Below are 15,751 nucleotides of genomic sequence, written 5' to 3'. Positions count from 1 at the left end.
CGAATGCCTGAAGGAAATCTTTGAAGAAATAGGGAAGCGGAGGGGTTACAATGACCGGAGAAGTCCGCGTGCGTTATGCACCGAGTCCAACGGGACATTTACATATCGGCAATGCCAGAACGGCATTATTCAATTATTTATTCGCCCGCAAGAATAACGGGAAATTTATTATTCGCATCGAGGATACAGACGTAAAGCGCAACGTAGAAGGCGGAGAGCAAAGTCAGTTGAAATATTTGAAGTGGCTGGGCATGGATTGGGATGAAAGCGTGGATGTCGGAGGCGAGTACGGACCGTATCGCCAAACCGAACGTCTTGATATTTATAAGGAATATTGGCAGGACCTTTTGGATCGTGGGCTAGCTTACCGCTGCTACTGCACAGAGGAAGAACTTGAGCAGGAGCGGGAAGAGCAGATGGCTCGTGGGGAAACGCCTCGTTACTCTGGAAAACACCGGGATTTGACGGAAGAGCAGCGTCAGGCGCTTGAGGCTGAAGGGCGTGTAGCAAGCATTCGTTTTCGCGTTCCAGAGGAACGTATCTACACCTTCGATGATATGGTGAAGGGTACGATTTCTTTTAACAGCAAAGAGACGGGCGACTTCGTCATTGTCAAAAAGGATGGCATTCCTACCTACAATTTCGCGGTAGCACTCGACGATCACCTGATGAAGATCAGTCACGTGCTCCGCGGAGAGGATCATATCTCCAACACGCCGCGTCAGTTGATGATCTATGAAGCCTTCGGCTGGGAGCCGCCGCAATTCGGGCATATGACCCTGATTGTGGGCGACGATCACAAGAAGCTGAGCAAGCGTAACGAATCGATCATTCAATTCATTGAGCAGTACGATCAGCTCGGCTATTTGCCTGAAGCACTGTTTAACTTCATCTCGCTGCTCGGCTGGTCTCCGGAAGGGGAAGAGGAAGTATACTCGCAAGAGCAGTTGATCTCGATCTTTGATGAGCATCGGTTGTCCAAGAGCCCTGCGGTATTCGACACCAACAAGTTGGCTCATATGAACAACACCTACATCAAGAATGCGGATCCTGATCGGATTGCTGATTTGGCCATTCCGCATCTGCAGAAAGCGAGCCGCTTGCCGTTCGAGCTTAACTCCGAGCAGGAGGAATGGGCACGCGCGCTCGTGGCGCTGTATCAGGAGCAGATGAACGCGGCCTCAGACATCGTGGATCTGTCGGAAGTGTTCTTCCGGACGCATCTGGAGCTCGATGCAGAGGGCATCGAAGTGATGGGCGGCGAGCAGGTGCCTGCCGTATTGTCCGCATTCCTTGCGAAGATCGAGCAATCCGATGAGTTTAACGCTGCGAAGATTGCTGCTCTGATTAAGGAAGTACAGAAGGAGACGGGATTTAAGGGCAAGCAGCTCTTCATGCCGATCCGCGTTGCTCTGACTGGACAAACCCATGGCCGCGATCTGAACCAGACGATCTGGCTTCTTGGCAAGGATCGTGTGCTTGACCGGCTGCGCTCCCAAATCAAGGGCGCATAACCCAGGGTACGGCATTCTTGATAAACGTTCCTTGTCAGCCTGTATCTCATCAGTTATAATTACACCAAACTATAAGTGAAATATTCTTTGATCTAGGGTTTTATTAAATGGGGCATTTACTCATACAGGGAAGTAGCGGAGAGGACGGAATCGTGTTGTAGAAGCGAAGCGTTCGCCTTTGTTTTCGGATTTCAACTATGTAGATTTACGTTCAAGAAATCTGAAAACAGCAGCGATCGGAAGCACGATCCGTCAGCGCAGCGTCACTAGTGAGCAACGCGGTCATTTATGAAGCATTGATCAACAAAGATAAACGTATAAAAGCTACGATCAGGAGAAGTACGCGTAAAACAGGCACGTTCCAGAGAGGACAATCGGCAGAAGACAAGGACCACTTGAATCTGCCGGCTGAGAGTTGTCCCGTTGCCTGCAGCGGAAATGCACCTGTGAGCTGCATGGTTGAAGCGAACACAATCGTTAGATCATGCCGGTCGTCTGCCGTTAATGACATGAAGTGAATCGGTAGAATCCGTCCCGGACGAAGGGAGGATGCTTGTGCCGGTTCTAAGCAGAGTGGAACCGCGGTCTAGCGCCTCTGCAGCGATAAGCTGCAGGGGCGTTTTTTATTTTCAGGAATAACGATGGAGAGCAAGTTGCATGCGCGATTGGAAGAGGGGAAAGAGGGAGCGTTCATGTTTAAACAGATGAAATCGGATATTCGGACAGTGTTCGAGAATGACCCGGCTGCCCGGGGACTTTTTGAAGTGGTATTCACCTACTCGGGACTTCACGCCTTGTGGTCTCATCGGGTAGCTCATGCATTATTCAAGCGGCGATGGTATACGCTGGCCCGGATCATATCTCAGATCAGCCGGTTCATGACAGGGATCGAGATTCACCCGGGAGCCCGCATCGGGAATAGACTGTTTATAGACCATGGCATGGGGGTTGTCATCGGAGAGACCTGCGAGATCGGGGATGACGTGGTGATCTATCAAGGGGTTACCCTCGGCGGCACCGGGAAGGAAAAGGGCAAGCGTCATCCGACCATCGGCAACAATGTGGTCATCGGATCAGGAGCGAAAGTGCTAGGTTCCTTTACGATTGGAGATAACTGTAATATTGGTTCCAATGCAGTCGTATTACGACCGGTTCCGCCGAACAGCACCGTTGTGGGCAATCCGGGTAAAGTCGTGAAGCAGAATGGTGAGCGTGTGCGTGACCGGCTCGATCACACCAATCTTCCGGATCCGATTGTGGATACACTGCGTTCGATGCAGATGGAGATCGATCAGCTTCGGGCGGAATTGAATGAGGGCAAACAGAATAACAACAAAACCAGGGTCTCCGAGGCCGTAATCTCGTCGGTCAAAGAGGAATGAGTTTTTTTGGAATAAGCAGCAATGTACGTGAAGGAACAATAAGTGATGGAATGAAAGGACTGGGATGATATAATATGGCACTGCAAATCTATAACACGCTAACCCGTATGAAAGAAACGTTTGTCGCTCAGGAATCTGGGAAGGTCAAGATCTATGTGTGTGGTCCTACCGTGTACGATTATATCCATATTGGGAATGCGCGCCCGATGATTTTTTTCGACGTGGTTCGCGCTTACTTCGAGAATCAGGGCAATGACGTGAGTTATGTGGTGAACTTTACGGACGTAGATGACAAAATGATCCGCAAAGCCGAACAGACCGGCACCACCGTTCCGGAGGTAGCGGATAAGTTTATCCAGGCGTATTACGAGGATTTGGACGGTCTTGGCATACCGAGAGCCACGTTAAATCCGCGGGTAACGGACAATATGGAGAATATAATCGAATTTATCCAGGAGCTTGTGGATCGCGATTTTGCGTATGAGAACGGGGGAGACGTATTCTATCGCACTCGCAAGTTTGATGATTACGGCAAGTTGTCCCAGCAAAATCTGGATGAGCTGCAGTTCGGTATTCGGATTGAGGTCGATAAGCGGAAAGAAAACCCCGAGGATTTTGTTCTATGGAAAGCAGCCAAGCCGGGAGAAATCTACTGGAGCAGCCCATGGGGAGACGGTCGTCCAGGCTGGCATATTGAGTGCTCGGCGATGGCACGCCGTTATCTTGGGGATACGCTGGATATTCATGGCGGTGGGCAGGATTTGCAGTTCCCGCATCATGAATGCGAAGTTGCGCAGTCCGAGGCATTGACGGGTAAACCGCTCGCGAACTATTGGATGCATAATGGATATATCCGTATCAATAACGAAAAAATGTCGAAGTCGCTGGGTAATGGCGTATTGGTTAAGGAGCTTCGCGAACAATATACGAAGGAAGCTGTGCGTTATTTCATGCTGTCTACCCATTACCGAAACCCGCTGAATTATAGCGATGAAGTGATGGACCAGGCACAGAACAGCGTAGAGCGTCTGGCTAATGCGGCAGCTAATATTGAACATCGCTTGAGCACGGCCATCGGTTCCAAAGACGACGAAGTGAGCCAGGAGGTTGCGGGTAAAATATCTGCGGTTCTTGGCGAATTTCATCAAAAAATGCAAGATGATTTCAATACGCCGGATGCAATCACAGCGATGTTCCAGTGGGCTAGCGAGGCGAATCAGCTGCTGAAGGAAGCTTCGATTCCTGCAGCCGACCTACATGAAGTGCTGCGTGCTTTCAACGAAATGAACGGCGTTCTTCGCATTGTCAATACCGGTACGGGCGATTTGCTGGACGAGGAGATTGAAGCCTTGATTGCTGAACGTATTGAAGCCCGGAAAAATAAAAACTGGGCGAGAGCCGATGAAATTCGCGACAAGCTGGCGGACGAAGGCATCGTGCTAGAAGATACGGCGCAAGGCATGCGCTGGCGGCGTAAATGAGCGGGGCCGAGTTTCATGACCCCGCAGCCGGTTGGTTTGACTTTCCGCCGTCGAAGCCGGCACGTCTGATTCCGCCGATCGTGCTTGCCTACATCGGAGATGCCATTTACGAGGTGGCTGTCCGGCAGTTCTTGATATCGAAGGCGAATCTTCGGCCTCATCACCTGCACCGCACAGCGACAGGATTCGTGTCGGCGAAAGCTCAGAGCCGGATATTGGCATTTCTTGATCCGGAGCTGACGGAGGAGGAGCGCGATGTGGTCCGGCAGGGACGCAATGCCAAATCGGGCAGCATACCGAAAAATGCCGATGTGCTGGAATATCGGCATGCAACGGCATTTGAGACGCTTGTTGGGTATTTATATTATACGGGAGAGCAAGACCGTCTGCGTGAGCTCATTGGAAAGAGCATAGAGTTTATCGAGGGGTCTGCTAAATAGATCGAAAGACATCAGATACCAGCAATGAAACGATACAGCCGGTATTTCCCGAAATTGGGCAGCTGGCTGATATGCAGGAGGAGACATATATGTTGCAAGAAGAGGAAGTAGTGGCTGGTAAGCATTCCGTAACGGAAGCGCTCAAATCAGGACGTACGATCAATAAAATATGGATTGCCGAGAATGCGCAGAAGCATTTGACGCTGCCCATTATTGCGGAAGCCAAAAAACTGGGCATTGTCATTCAGCACGTAGACAAGCGCAAGCTGGATCAGATGGTTCCGGGGGTTCAGCATCAGGGCGTGGTTGCCCAAGCGGCCCCTTATGCTTATGTGGAAGTGGAGGATCTGCTCAAGGTTGCGGAGGAAAAAGGGGAACCGCCTTTCCTGCTGCTTCTCGATGAAATCGAGGATCCTCATAACCTGGGCTCGATTTTGAGAACGGCAGACTGCACGGGGGCTCACGGCGTTGTACTGCCTAAGCGCCGATCCGCTCAGGTGACGGCCACCGTATCCAAAACATCGGCTGGTGCGGTAGAATACGTACCTGTAGCCAGGGTGACCAATCTGGGTCAGACGATTGACCAGCTGAAAGAAATGGGTGTCTGGGTGGTTGGCACCGTGGTTGATGCTGTTCAGGAATTGTACGATACTGAAGTATTTGACGGACCGGTCGCAATCGTAATCGGGAATGAAAGTAAAGGAATGGGGCGTCTGATCCGCGAAAAATGCGATGTGCTTGTGAAGCTGCCGATGGCTGGAAAGATCAATTCGCTTAACGCTTCGGTTGCCGCAGGTGTCGTTATGTACGAAGTTCTTCGCCGTCGCCGCCTTCAGGGTTAGCAATGATGGCCGATTGGCGGGATGTGCTGCTGGTCGATGGCTACAACATGATCGGCGGCTGGCCTTTTCTTGCGGAACTCGCCAATAGCAGCATGCAGGAAGCCCGGGATGTGCTGCTTGAGAAATTAGCGGAATATCAAGCGTATTCAGGCCTCAGAATCGTGGCGATTTTTGATGCTTACCGGGTTCCGGGCCTTGGGAAATCATACATCCAGGGTAAGGTACAGGTGTTTTTTACGAAAGAGAAGGAAACGGCCGATGAGTGCATTGAACGGCTTGTTGGAGAGTTTAGCCACCGCCGGCGTAAAATTTATGTGGCGACCAGTGATCTGATTGAGCAGCATGTCATTTTTGCCCGGGGAGCGCTTCGGTTATCTGCCCGTGAGCTGCTGAATGAAGTGGAGCAGAGTGAGCGCGAAGTGAAGCAGAAAATTACGAAGGAGCAGACCAAGAGCAGGAATACACTTGACGGGAATCTGCCGCCGGATGTGAGACAGATGTTTGAGCGCTGGCGAAGGGAATAGGACTGTTTTACACAATGGGGACGAAAATGCAGGCTCGTCTGAAGAATGGAAGAGTATATGAATCTACGAAATAGTTTACATTAAATGTTATTATCGGCCTATATTGGCTAGAACGTGGTTGACGGTCTAGTAGACATCATATATACTTGTCATATATTTCAAGCGAGTGACGGGCTACCGTGCGTTCCGGGCCGGAGGGATTCTATTGAGTGTGGACCTCAAGGAAGTCATGTTGTCAGGGTATGATGTGATAAGCGATGAAGACATTGTCGAGGCGGTCCGTGAGGGTGACAGCGGGGCGCTGGAGTATTTGATCAATAAATACCGGAATTTTGTACGTGCTAAAGCCCGTTCTTATTTTCTGATTGGTGCTGACCGGGAAGATATTGTCCAGGAAGGCATGATCGGGCTGTACAAGGCAATTCGTGATTTTAAAGGGGATAAGCTGTCCTCGTTCAAGGCCTTTGCCGAGCTCTGCATTACCAGACAGATTATTACGGCTATTAAGACCGCTACGAGACAGAAGCATATTCCGCTCAATTCGTATGTCTCATTGGACAAGCCTATTTACGATGAGGACTCCGACCGTACGCTGCTGGATGTCATTTGCGGCACAGCGGTAAGCGATCCGGAGGAACTAATCATCAATCAAGAGGAGTTTGTCGGCCTGGAAGACAAGATGTCAGAGATCTTAAGCGATCTGGAACGGAAAGTCCTGATGCTTTATCTGGACGGTCGATCCTATCAAGAGATTGCGGTGGATTTAAGGCGTCATGTGAAATCGATTGACAATGCCCTCCAGCGGGTAAAGCGAAAGCTTGAACGCTATTTGGAGGTCAGGGATAACTGAAACAACGTCGGATAAGAAGCAGAAGGCTCAAGTAGAGCCTTTTTTTAATTGTATTACAGTATTCATGATGGCCAGCTGGGAATCTCCGTATACTCTGCAGCCATTAGTCTTTTGACGGGTGATATCATGTTATGATAATGTCAAAGATCTTCATTCTGCAAAATGTGTAATATTTGGTGTTTCATCTGTTAGAAGATTGAACATACTGGATATAGAATAAATGCTGTGCAGAATGGACAAAGACTGTGAAACGCCACAGTTTTTTACAGTGAGATGTTTACAATAAACCGGGGACCTATTCCCTGGCTTAGCTGGCAATGGCATTAATTGCAGCCCGCAATCAGAGAGAAAAAGGCTTGAAATGGCGCTACCCTTGTGATAAAGTGTTTTAGGTAGGCCTAAATTCGCGTGTTTTATGAATGGATCGTTGTTACAGTTTTTGGAACAACGGTTTTATTCATCTCGCAGAAATAACCGAGTTTCGATGAGAACAAGGTTGTTTCTACTAGGATCAATATCGATTCTTCTGAAAAGAAGGACGTCTTCGGGAGGTGCACATCATGCGGGTAATTATCACTTTGGCTTGTACAAGCTGCAAACAAAGAAACTACACAACCACCAAAAACAAGCGAAATCACCCCGACCGCATGGAGATGAAGAAATTTTGCAAGTTCTGTAACGAGCAAACTCCTCATCGCGAAACCAGATAGTTTTCTTTTGGAGGTGTAGTCGGCGTGAAACGTGGTTTCAAGTCTCTGTTTTCCTTTTTCTCTGAAAGCTGGGCGGAACTTAAAAAAGTTCGCTGGCCCAATCGTAAAGAACTGACGAACTATACTTTAATTGTTCTCGGCACCATTGTGTTTGTCACGATTTATTTTTGGGTTGTAGACATCGGTATTTCCGCTGTGATCGAAGCGATAATTTAGAAGGGTCCCAGGTGGCTTGATATGGAAAAAAGATGGTACGTAGTTCATACCTATTCTGGGTATGAGAATAAAGTCAAAGCCAATTTGGAAAAACGTGTCGAGTCTATGGGCATGGAGGACAAAATATTCCGCGTTCTTGTTCCGATGGAAGAAGAAATTGTAAACAAAGACGGCAAGAAAAAAACCGTCATGCGTAAAGTTTACCCGGGATATGTCTTGGTCGAAATGATTCAGACCGATGATTCTTGGTATGTTGTCCGCAATACACCAGGAGTGACCGGTTTTGTTGGTTCGACAGGGTCCGGTTCTAAACCGACGCCTTTGCTTCCAGAAGAAGTTGAACAGATTCTGAAGCATATGGGCATGGAAGAGCCGAAACCGAAGATCGAATTCGACATCAAGGAATCCGTTCGTATCAAGGTTGGTCCTTTTGCGAATTTCGTGGGCTCCGTGGAAGAGATTTTGGCTGAAAAGAGCAAGTTGAAAGTTCACGTCAACATGTTTGGACGGGAAACCCCGCTGGAGTTGGATTATACTCAAGTGGAGAAGATTTAATTCTTCAGGTTTCTTGTGGGAGGGCGTATTATGGCGTCCGCTACCACTATTGATGCAAGGAGGTGTCAACCATGGCTAAGAAAGTTATCAAGATTGTGAAACTGCAAATTCCTGCAGGTAAAGCGAATCCGGCTCCTCCAGTAGGTCCAGCATTGGGTCAAGCGGGTGTCAACATCATGGCATTCTGTAAAGAATTCAACGCTCGTACTGCTGATCAAGCTGGTCTGATCATTCCGGTTGAAATTTCGGTGTTTGAGGATCGTTCCTTTACGTTCATCACGAAAACTCCACCGGCTGCTGTACTGCTTCGCGTAGCTGCTAAGATCGAAAAAGGATCTGGCGAGCCTAACAAGAAGAAAGTTGCAACGGTTAAGCGTGACGCTGTGCGTCAAATCGCTGAGCAAAAAATGCCTGACCTGAACGCTGCATCTGTTGAAGCTGCAATGAAGATGGTGGAAGGTACTGCCCGTAGTATGGGTATCACAATCGAAGACTAATGGTCTCTCGATTGAAACCGGACTAGGTTCGGATTATGTGGGAGGAATTTCCGCTAACACCACAAAGGAGGAAAACAAACATGGCTAAACACGGTAAGAAATACGTTGAAGCTGCGAAGCTGATTGACAGCGAAGCAACTTACGAGCCTTTGGAAGCTGTAGAGCTTGTGAAGAAGGCTGCAACTGCCAAATTCGACGAAACTGTTGAAGCGGCTGTACGTTTGGGTGTAGACCCACGTAAACAAGACCAGGCTGTTCGTGGTGTTGTTGTCTTGCCTCACGGCACAGGTAAAACACAACGCGTTCTGGTATTTGCGAAAGGTGACAAAGCGAAAGAAGCGGAAGCGGCTGGCGCTGATTTTGTTGGCGATCAAGACATGATCAACAAAATTCAACAAGGCTGGTTCGAGTTCGATGTCTGCGTAGCGACACCTGATATGATGAGTGAAGTCGGTAAACTTGGCCGTCTGCTCGGTGGTAAAGGCCTGATGCCTAACCCTAAAGCTGGTACGGTTACGTTCGATGTTGCTAAGGCTGTTCAAGAAATCAAAGCCGGTAAAATCGAGTACCGTCTGGACAAAGCAGGTCAAATCCACGCTCCAATTGGCAAAGTGTCTTTCGATGCAGCTCAATTGAATGAGAACCTCAAAGCTCTCATCGATGCATTGAATCGTGCGAAACCAGCTGCTGCTAAAGGTGTATACCTGAAAGGTATTGCTGTTTCCTCGACTATGGGACCTAGCGCTCGCGTGAACACAACGACTTACAAATAATATTACCATTGACTTCGGTTAGTGATATTTGATATTATGTAACAGTTGTGAGTCTTCGAGACTGACCTTTAAAGTTGAATATGCTTACCGTAGACAGTAGGTGCCCTAAGCAGGCTTAATTTCCTACCGAGGTGTTATGATAGAACGTCAACAATTTGTCCGGTTATCCGGCCAAATGATGATTCATCAGGCCTTCGTAATTCTACGGAGGCTTTTTTAGTGCCCGTAGGAAGAGCGGAGAGCCTGGTGCTCTTACGCTACTAATACAACCAGGAGGTGTAATCATTGGCAAACGCAAAAGTGATTCAAGCGAAACAAGAAGCGGTTGATGTAGTTGCTGCTAAGCTGCGCGAAAGCGTATCGACAGTAGTTGCTGACTATCGTGGATTGAACGTTGCACAAGTAACTGAACTTCGTAAACAGCTTCGTGAAGCTGGCGTCGAGTTCCAAGTACTGAAAAACACGCTGCTTCGCCGTGCGACTGCAGCTGCAGATTTGACTGAGCTGGACGAAGTCCTGACTGGTCCTACAGCTGTTGCATTTGGCACCAATGACGCTGTCGCTCCAGCAAAAGTTCTTAACGATTTTGCTAAGAAAAACGACGCGTTGAAATTGAAAGGCGCAGTAGTAGAAGGTCGTGTAATCGGAGAAAGCGAAATCAAAGCTCTGGCAGAACTTCCGTCCCGCGAAGGTCTCCTCTCCATGCTCCTCAGCGTGCTTCAAGCTCCAGTGCGCAACTTCGCGCTTGCAGTTAAAGCAGTTGCAGAGAAGGAAGAACAAGGCGCATAAGTTTTGTTTTTTCCGAGCTGTGTAACAACAACTATAAAATCTTAATAATAAATGGAGGTTCAACTTAAATGAGCAAAGAGCAAATCTTGGAAGCAATCAAAGGCATGTCCGTTCTGGAACTGAACGATCTTGTAAAAGCAATCGAAGAAGAATTTGGTGTAACTGCTGCAGCTCCAGTAGCTGTTGTTGGTGGCGCTGGTGCAGCTGAAGCTGCTGAGCAATCCGAATTTGACGTAATCCTGACTAGCGCAGGCGCGTCCAAAATCAACGTAATCAAAGTGGTTCGTGAAATCACAGGTCTTGGCTTGAAAGAAGCAAAAGAACTGGTTGACAACGCACCAAAAGCTTTGAAAGAAAAAGTAGCTAAAGAAGAAGCTGAAGCTGTTAAAGCTAAATTGGAAGAAGCAGGCGCATCCGTAGAAGTTAAGTAATAACTTCTCCAGATTATCGTCAGCAAGAAACAAACCCCTTGAATATTTGTTCAAGGGGTTTGTTATTGTGGCGGAGAATTCTTGCGCGTACTGATTTCAGTGAGAACGGTTATACTGGGATAATGGAGCCCCTATGGACCATAAGTCCAGGCGGGTAAACTTTGGTTCAATACGGAGGAAATGATGCCGAATCAACATTATTACTCGAATCAGCCAGACATTGCTCATGACCGCAAAGAGTTAAAGACAGAGCTGAGAGGACAGACGTTCAATTTCATTAGTGATGCGGGTGTATTCTCAAAGAGCGGCGTGGATTTTGGCAGCAAAGTTTTGATAGATGCAATGGAATTTCAACAGAATGCCTCCGTTCTGGATGTGGGTTGCGGTTATGGTCCGATCGGTCTAACGGCGGCAAAGATGGTCGTGGATGGTCATGTGACAATGATTGACATTAATAGCCGAGCTGTCGAATTGGCTAAAGAGAACGCGAGGCGTAACGGAATCTCGAATGTAACGATCCTGGAGAGCGACTTATTTGCCGTGGTTAAGGATCAGCAGTTCGATGTGATTCTGACCAATCCGCCTATACGTGCCGGGAAAGAAACAGTGCATGCTATATTTGAAGAGTCGTTGAGTCATTTGCGTGAGGGTGGGCAGCTGTGGGTTGTAATTCAGAAGAAGCAAGGTGCACCTTCGGCAAAAGCTAAACTGGAGAGTTTGTTTCACCAGGTAGAAGAAGTAACGAAGGATAAAGGGTACCGGATATTTAAAGCGACCAAATCTTCTTGAAATAGTTTAACTAGGCTGTTGACTTGGGTATGCTGGTATGGTATTATTATAAAATGTCAGTATTAGGATGGTCTCTTTGTCTTTAGTTTGCTGAAATGTCAAGACTTAATGTGTGGAAAGATGCATAAAGTCCGTCATATTGACGTATAATATGTACGTTTTGGGCAAATCTACAGGATATGAGATGATTATCATAACCATGGATAAGCTGCTCTTTTTTCGAAAAGGTATTCGATAAGGGCTTTTCTCTATTTATGGATTGTCCTCTGTATGTACCATTATAGTGTTACAAACAGAGGTTCGCAATGAAATATTTTTAAAGTGAGTAGACATGAGGGGTGAGTTTAAGTTGGCAGGACATCTTGTTCAATATGGTCGACGCACTCGGCGAAGTTATGCTCGTATTAACGAGGTACTCGAAGTTCCGAACCTGATTGAAATCCAACAAAAATCTTATGAATGGTTTTTGGAGGAAGGACTCCGCGAAATGTTCCAGGACATCTCGCCGATTCAGGATTTCACAGGTAATTTGGTACTAGAGTTCATTGACTACAGCCTTGGAGAACCGAAATACACCGTCGATGACGCGAAAGAACGCGACGTTACTTATGCGGCGCCGCTCCGCGTGAAAGTCCGGCTCATTAACAAGGAGACCGGAGAGGTCAAGGAGCAGGAAGTGTTCATGGGAGACTTCCCGTTAATGACGGAAACCGGAACATTCATTATCAATGGTGCCGAACGGGTTATTGTCAGCCAGTTGGTTCGCTCTCCCAGCGTCTATTTCAGCACAAAAGTGGATAAAAACGGTAAGACGACGTATACTGCAACAGTTATCCCTAACCGCGGCGCTTGGCTGGAACTGGAGATGGACGCGAAGGACATTATTTATGTCCGGATCGACCGCACCCGTAAAATCCCTGTAACGGTGCTTTTACGTGCACTTGGTTTTGGTACAGATGCCGAGATTCTGGATCTTCTGGGCAATGATGAATATATTCAAAACACGCTGGATAAAGACAACACGGACTCTACGGAAAAAGCGCTCATCGAAATTTATGAACGCCTTCGTCCGGGCGAGCCGCCAACACTGGAGAACGCGAAGAGCCTTCTCGTTGCTCGTTTCTTTGATCCAAAGCGTTATGATCTGGCTAACGTTGGCCGCTACAAGATCAACAAGAAACTTCATATTAAGAACCGTCTCTTTAATCAACGTTTGGCAGAGAGTTTGATAGACACGGATACAGGTGAGATCGTTGCTGAAGCTGGTCAAACCGTAGACCGTCGTCTTTTGGACGAGATTATGCCTTACTTGGAGAAGAGTGTTGGCTTTAAGAATTATCATGTTGCTGGCGGTGTGATGGACAGCGAGGATATCCCGCTGCAAACAATCGATGTGTTCTCTCCTACTGAGGATGCAAAAGTTGTGAAAGTCATCGCGAACGCAAACATTGATAAATCCGTGAAGCATATTACTCAGGCTGATATCATTTCTTCCATCAGTTATTTCATCAACTTGCTGCATGGAATCGGTAATACAGATGATATTGACCACCTGGGTAACCGTCGTCTGCGTTCCGTAGGCGAATTGCTTCAGAACCAGTTCCGTATCGGTTTGTCCCGGATGGAACGTGTTGTTCGTGAGAGAATGTCGATTCAGGACGCAAATGTCATTACGCCACAAGCGTTAATCAACATTCGTCCAGTTATCGCATCAATTAAAGAGTTCTTTGGTAGCTCCCAGCTGTCCCAGTTCATGGATCAGACAAACCCGCTTGCGGAATTGACGCATAAACGTCGTTTGTCTGCACTCGGACCAGGCGGTCTGACGCGTGAGCGCGCAGGCTTTGAAGTACGGGACGTTCACCACAGTCACTATGGCCGTATGTGTCCGATTGAGACACCGGAGGGACCAAACATCGGTTTGATCAACTCCTTGTCCACATTCGCACGCATCAACGAATATGGCTTCATTGAAGCCCCGTATCGTTGGGTTGATCCGAAGACCGGCAAAGTAACGGAACAAATCGATTATCTGACTGCAGACGAAGAGGATAACTACATCGTTGCCCAGGCGAATGCCGAGCTTAACGAAGATGGTACCTTTACTGATGAAATGGTAATCGTTCGTTATAACAAGCAATCCGATAATATCCTTCCTATGCCAAGCGATCGTGTAGACTACATGGACGTTTCGCCTAAGCAGGTTGTATCGGTAGCAACGGCGCTCATTCCGTTCCTTGAGAACGATGACTCCAACCGCGCGCTGATGGGATCCAACATGCAGCGGCAGGCTGTACCACTCCTTATTCCGAAGGCGCCGCTTGTCGGAACTGGAATGGAGCACAAGTCTGCTAAAGACTCCGGTGTATGTATTGTATCCAAATATGACGGGATTATTGAACGTTCATCTGCTAATGAGATCTGGCTCCGCCGCGTAGAGAATGTGGACGGACAAGAAGTCAAAGGCGATATCGTTAAACATAAATTACACAAATTTATGCGTTCGAACCAAGGAACATGCATCAACCAGCGTCCAATCGTGAAACGTGGGGAAGTTATCAAAAAAGGTGACATCCTCGCAGACGGTCCATCCACGGAGATGGGTGAATTGGCACTGGGCCGCAACGTGGTCGTTGCGTTCATGACTTGGGAAGGTTACAACTACGAGGATGCGATTCTTCTCTCCGAGAAGCTTGTCAAAGAGGACGTGTACACTTCGATCCATATCGAGGAGTATGAATCCGAAGCTCGTGATACGAAGCTTGGACCAGAGGAAATTACGCGTGATATTCCGAACGTTGGGGAAGAAGCACTGAAGAACCTCGATGAGCGCGGTATCATCCGCATCGGTGCCGAAATCAGCGCCGGAGACATTCTCGTTGGTAAAGTAACGCCTAAGGGCGTAACTGAACTGACGGCAGAAGAGCGTCTCCTGCATGCGATCTTCGGCGAGAAGGCTCGCGAAGTGCGTGATACCTCGCTGCGTGTTCCTCACGGTAGTGACGGTATCATCGTAGATGTGAAGGTATTTACACGTGAGAACGGCGACGAATTGCCGCCGGGCGTGAACCAATTGGTTCGTGTCTACATCGCGCAGAAGCGTAAAATCTCGGAAGGTGACAAAATGGCCGGACGTCACGGTAACAAAGGTGTCGTTGCCCGTATTTTGCCTGAGGAAGATATGCCGTTCCTGCCGGATGGCACGCCGGTTCAAGTCGTACTGAACCCACTGGGGGTACCATCACGGATGAATATCGGTCAGGTGCTCGAGGTTCACTTGGGTATGGCTGCACTCCAGCTCGGCATTCACGTGGCTTCACCGGTATTTGACGGTGCAAGCGAGTACGACGTGTTTGATACGATGGAAGAAGCAGGTATGCAGCGTAACGGTAAGACCGTATTGTACGATGGCCGGACGGGTGAGCGTTTTGAACGTGAAGTTACCGTCGGCGTCATGCATATGATCAAACTTGCGCACATGGTTGACGATAAAATTCACGCCCGTTCTACGGGACCATACTCACTCGTTACGCAGCAGCCGCTGGGTGGTAAAGCTCAGTTTGGTGGACAGCGCTTTGGTGAGATGGAAGTGTGGGCACTTGAAGCTTACGGTGCCGCTTATACACTGCAAGAAATTCTTACCGTTAAGTCTGATGACGTGGTTGGCCGGGTGAAAACCTACGAATCCATCGTCAAGGGCGAGAACGTTCCGGAGCCGGGTGTTCCTGAGTCGTTCAAGGTATTGATAAAAGAGCTTCAGTCTCTCGGTATGGATGTCAAAATCCTGAGCGAGAATGAAGAGGAAATCGAGATGAAAGAACTCGATGACGAAGACGATGCTCAAGGTGATAAACTGAGCCTTAACTTGGAAGGCACTGAAGTCGGAGTGGAATAACGGTCAATCATTCACCCCCGTCGGCTTTATAAGTCGGCGGTGGTGTTATGGTCGTATAGCACA

At 48.2% G+C, this 15,751-nt stretch carries 17 protein-coding genes and 1 other annotated feature; of the genes, 16 read left to right on the top strand and 1 reads right to left on the bottom strand.

Going from position 1 to position 15,751, the window contains the following annotated elements; all coding sequences use genetic code 11:
- The first annotated feature begins 50 nt into the window (after positions 1-50).
- Positions 51-1,514, top strand: coding sequence for a glutamate--tRNA ligase (gltX, locus tag PVOR_RS28030; protein ID WP_006212948.1), 1,464 nt, complete (start codon positions 51-53; stop codon positions 1,512-1,514).
- Positions 1,515-1,800: 286 nt separating this feature from the next.
- Here gltX and PVOR_RS30880 read toward each other — a convergent pair whose 3' ends face one another.
- Complete coding sequence (locus PVOR_RS30880) at positions 1,801-2,025, bottom strand: hypothetical protein (protein ID WP_148246398.1); 225 nt, start codon at positions 2,023-2,025, stop codon at positions 1,801-1,803.
- Between the two features lie 181 nt (positions 2,026-2,206).
- Between PVOR_RS30880 and cysE the strand changes: the two genes are divergently transcribed.
- The 15 genes from cysE (at position 2,207) to rpoB (ending at position 15,688) form a co-directional block, all read left to right on the top strand.
- A complete protein-coding gene (gene cysE / locus PVOR_RS28025; protein ID WP_036638418.1) occupies positions 2,207-2,896 on the top strand; it encodes a serine O-acetyltransferase in 690 nt (229 codons plus the stop codon).
- A gap of 74 nt (positions 2,897-2,970) precedes the next feature.
- Positions 2,971-4,377, top strand: coding sequence for a cysteine--tRNA ligase (cysS, locus tag PVOR_RS28020; protein ID WP_006212946.1), 1,407 nt, complete (start codon positions 2,971-2,973; stop codon positions 4,375-4,377).
- Positions 4,374-4,817 (top strand): Mini-ribonuclease 3, encoded by a 444-nt coding sequence (locus PVOR_RS28015; protein WP_006212945.1) that lies wholly within the window; start codon positions 4,374-4,376, stop codon positions 4,815-4,817. Before cysS ends, PVOR_RS28015 begins: the two co-directional genes overlap by 4 nt.
- Positions 4,818-4,906: 89 nt before the next feature.
- The gene (gene rlmB, locus PVOR_RS28010) at positions 4,907-5,659 is read left to right on the top strand and encodes a 23S rRNA (guanosine(2251)-2'-O)-methyltransferase RlmB (protein WP_006212944.1); all 753 of its coding nucleotides are present in this window, start codon (positions 4,907-4,909) and stop codon (positions 5,657-5,659) included.
- Positions 5,660-5,664: 5 nt separating this feature from the next.
- The gene (locus PVOR_RS28005) at positions 5,665-6,183 is read left to right on the top strand and encodes an NYN domain-containing protein (protein ID WP_006212943.1); all 519 of its coding nucleotides are present in this window, start codon (positions 5,665-5,667) and stop codon (positions 6,181-6,183) included.
- A gap of 205 nt (positions 6,184-6,388) precedes the next feature.
- Positions 6,389-7,033 carry an RNA polymerase sporulation sigma factor SigH gene (gene sigH / locus PVOR_RS28000; RefSeq protein ID WP_006212942.1) on the top strand — a complete coding sequence of 215 codons (645 nt, stop codon included), beginning with the start codon at positions 6,389-6,391 and terminating at the stop codon, positions 7,031-7,033.
- A gap of 560 nt (positions 7,034-7,593) precedes the next feature.
- Complete coding sequence (gene rpmG / locus PVOR_RS29980; protein ID WP_006212941.1) at positions 7,594-7,743, top strand: 50S ribosomal protein L33; 150 nt, start codon at positions 7,594-7,596, stop codon at positions 7,741-7,743.
- A gap of 24 nt (positions 7,744-7,767) precedes the next feature.
- On the top strand, positions 7,768-7,959 hold the full coding sequence (gene secE, locus PVOR_RS27995) for a preprotein translocase subunit SecE (protein WP_006212940.1): 192 nt from the start codon (positions 7,768-7,770) through the stop codon (positions 7,957-7,959).
- 21 nt (positions 7,960-7,980) lie between these two features.
- Positions 7,981-8,514, top strand: a complete 534-nt coding sequence (gene nusG, locus PVOR_RS27990; RefSeq protein ID WP_006212939.1) for a transcription termination/antitermination protein NusG — start codon at positions 7,981-7,983, stop codon at positions 8,512-8,514.
- Positions 8,515-8,585: 71 nt separating this feature from the next.
- On the top strand, positions 8,586-9,011 hold the full coding sequence (gene rplK, locus PVOR_RS27985; RefSeq protein WP_006212938.1) for a 50S ribosomal protein L11: 426 nt from the start codon (positions 8,586-8,588) through the stop codon (positions 9,009-9,011).
- An 80-nt stretch (positions 9,012-9,091) separates the two neighbouring features.
- A complete protein-coding gene (gene rplA, locus PVOR_RS27980; protein ID WP_006212937.1) occupies positions 9,092-9,784 on the top strand; it encodes a 50S ribosomal protein L1 in 693 nt (230 codons plus the stop codon).
- 69 nt (positions 9,785-9,853) lie between these two features.
- Positions 9,854-10,011 (top strand) — a sequence feature (ribosomal protein L10 leader region).
- A gap of 58 nt (positions 10,012-10,069) precedes the next feature.
- Positions 10,070-10,573, top strand: coding sequence for a 50S ribosomal protein L10 (rplJ, locus tag PVOR_RS27975; protein ID WP_006212936.1), 504 nt, complete (start codon positions 10,070-10,072; stop codon positions 10,571-10,573).
- A 68-nt stretch (positions 10,574-10,641) separates the two neighbouring features.
- Positions 10,642-11,004: a 50S ribosomal protein L7/L12 gene (rplL, locus tag PVOR_RS27970; RefSeq protein WP_006212935.1), complete on the top strand. Its 363-nt coding sequence runs from the start codon at positions 10,642-10,644 to the stop codon at positions 11,002-11,004.
- Between the two features lie 183 nt (positions 11,005-11,187).
- The gene (locus PVOR_RS27965) at positions 11,188-11,793 is read left to right on the top strand and encodes a class I SAM-dependent methyltransferase (RefSeq protein WP_006212934.1); all 606 of its coding nucleotides are present in this window, start codon (positions 11,188-11,190) and stop codon (positions 11,791-11,793) included.
- A gap of 349 nt (positions 11,794-12,142) precedes the next feature.
- Positions 12,143-15,688 carry a DNA-directed RNA polymerase subunit beta gene (gene rpoB, locus PVOR_RS27960; RefSeq protein ID WP_006212933.1) on the top strand — a complete coding sequence of 1,182 codons (3,546 nt, stop codon included), beginning with the start codon at positions 12,143-12,145 and terminating at the stop codon, positions 15,686-15,688.
- The last annotated feature ends 63 nt before the right edge of the window (positions 15,689-15,751 follow it).

Origin of the sequence: Paenibacillus vortex V453, from assembly GCF_000193415.1 — a bacterium.
GTDB lineage: Bacteria > Bacillota > Bacilli > Paenibacillales > Paenibacillaceae > Paenibacillus_AQ > Paenibacillus_AQ glucanolyticus.
The sequence above is the reverse complement of the archived record's forward strand: the minus strand, read 5'-3'. Positions and strand labels throughout refer to the sequence as shown.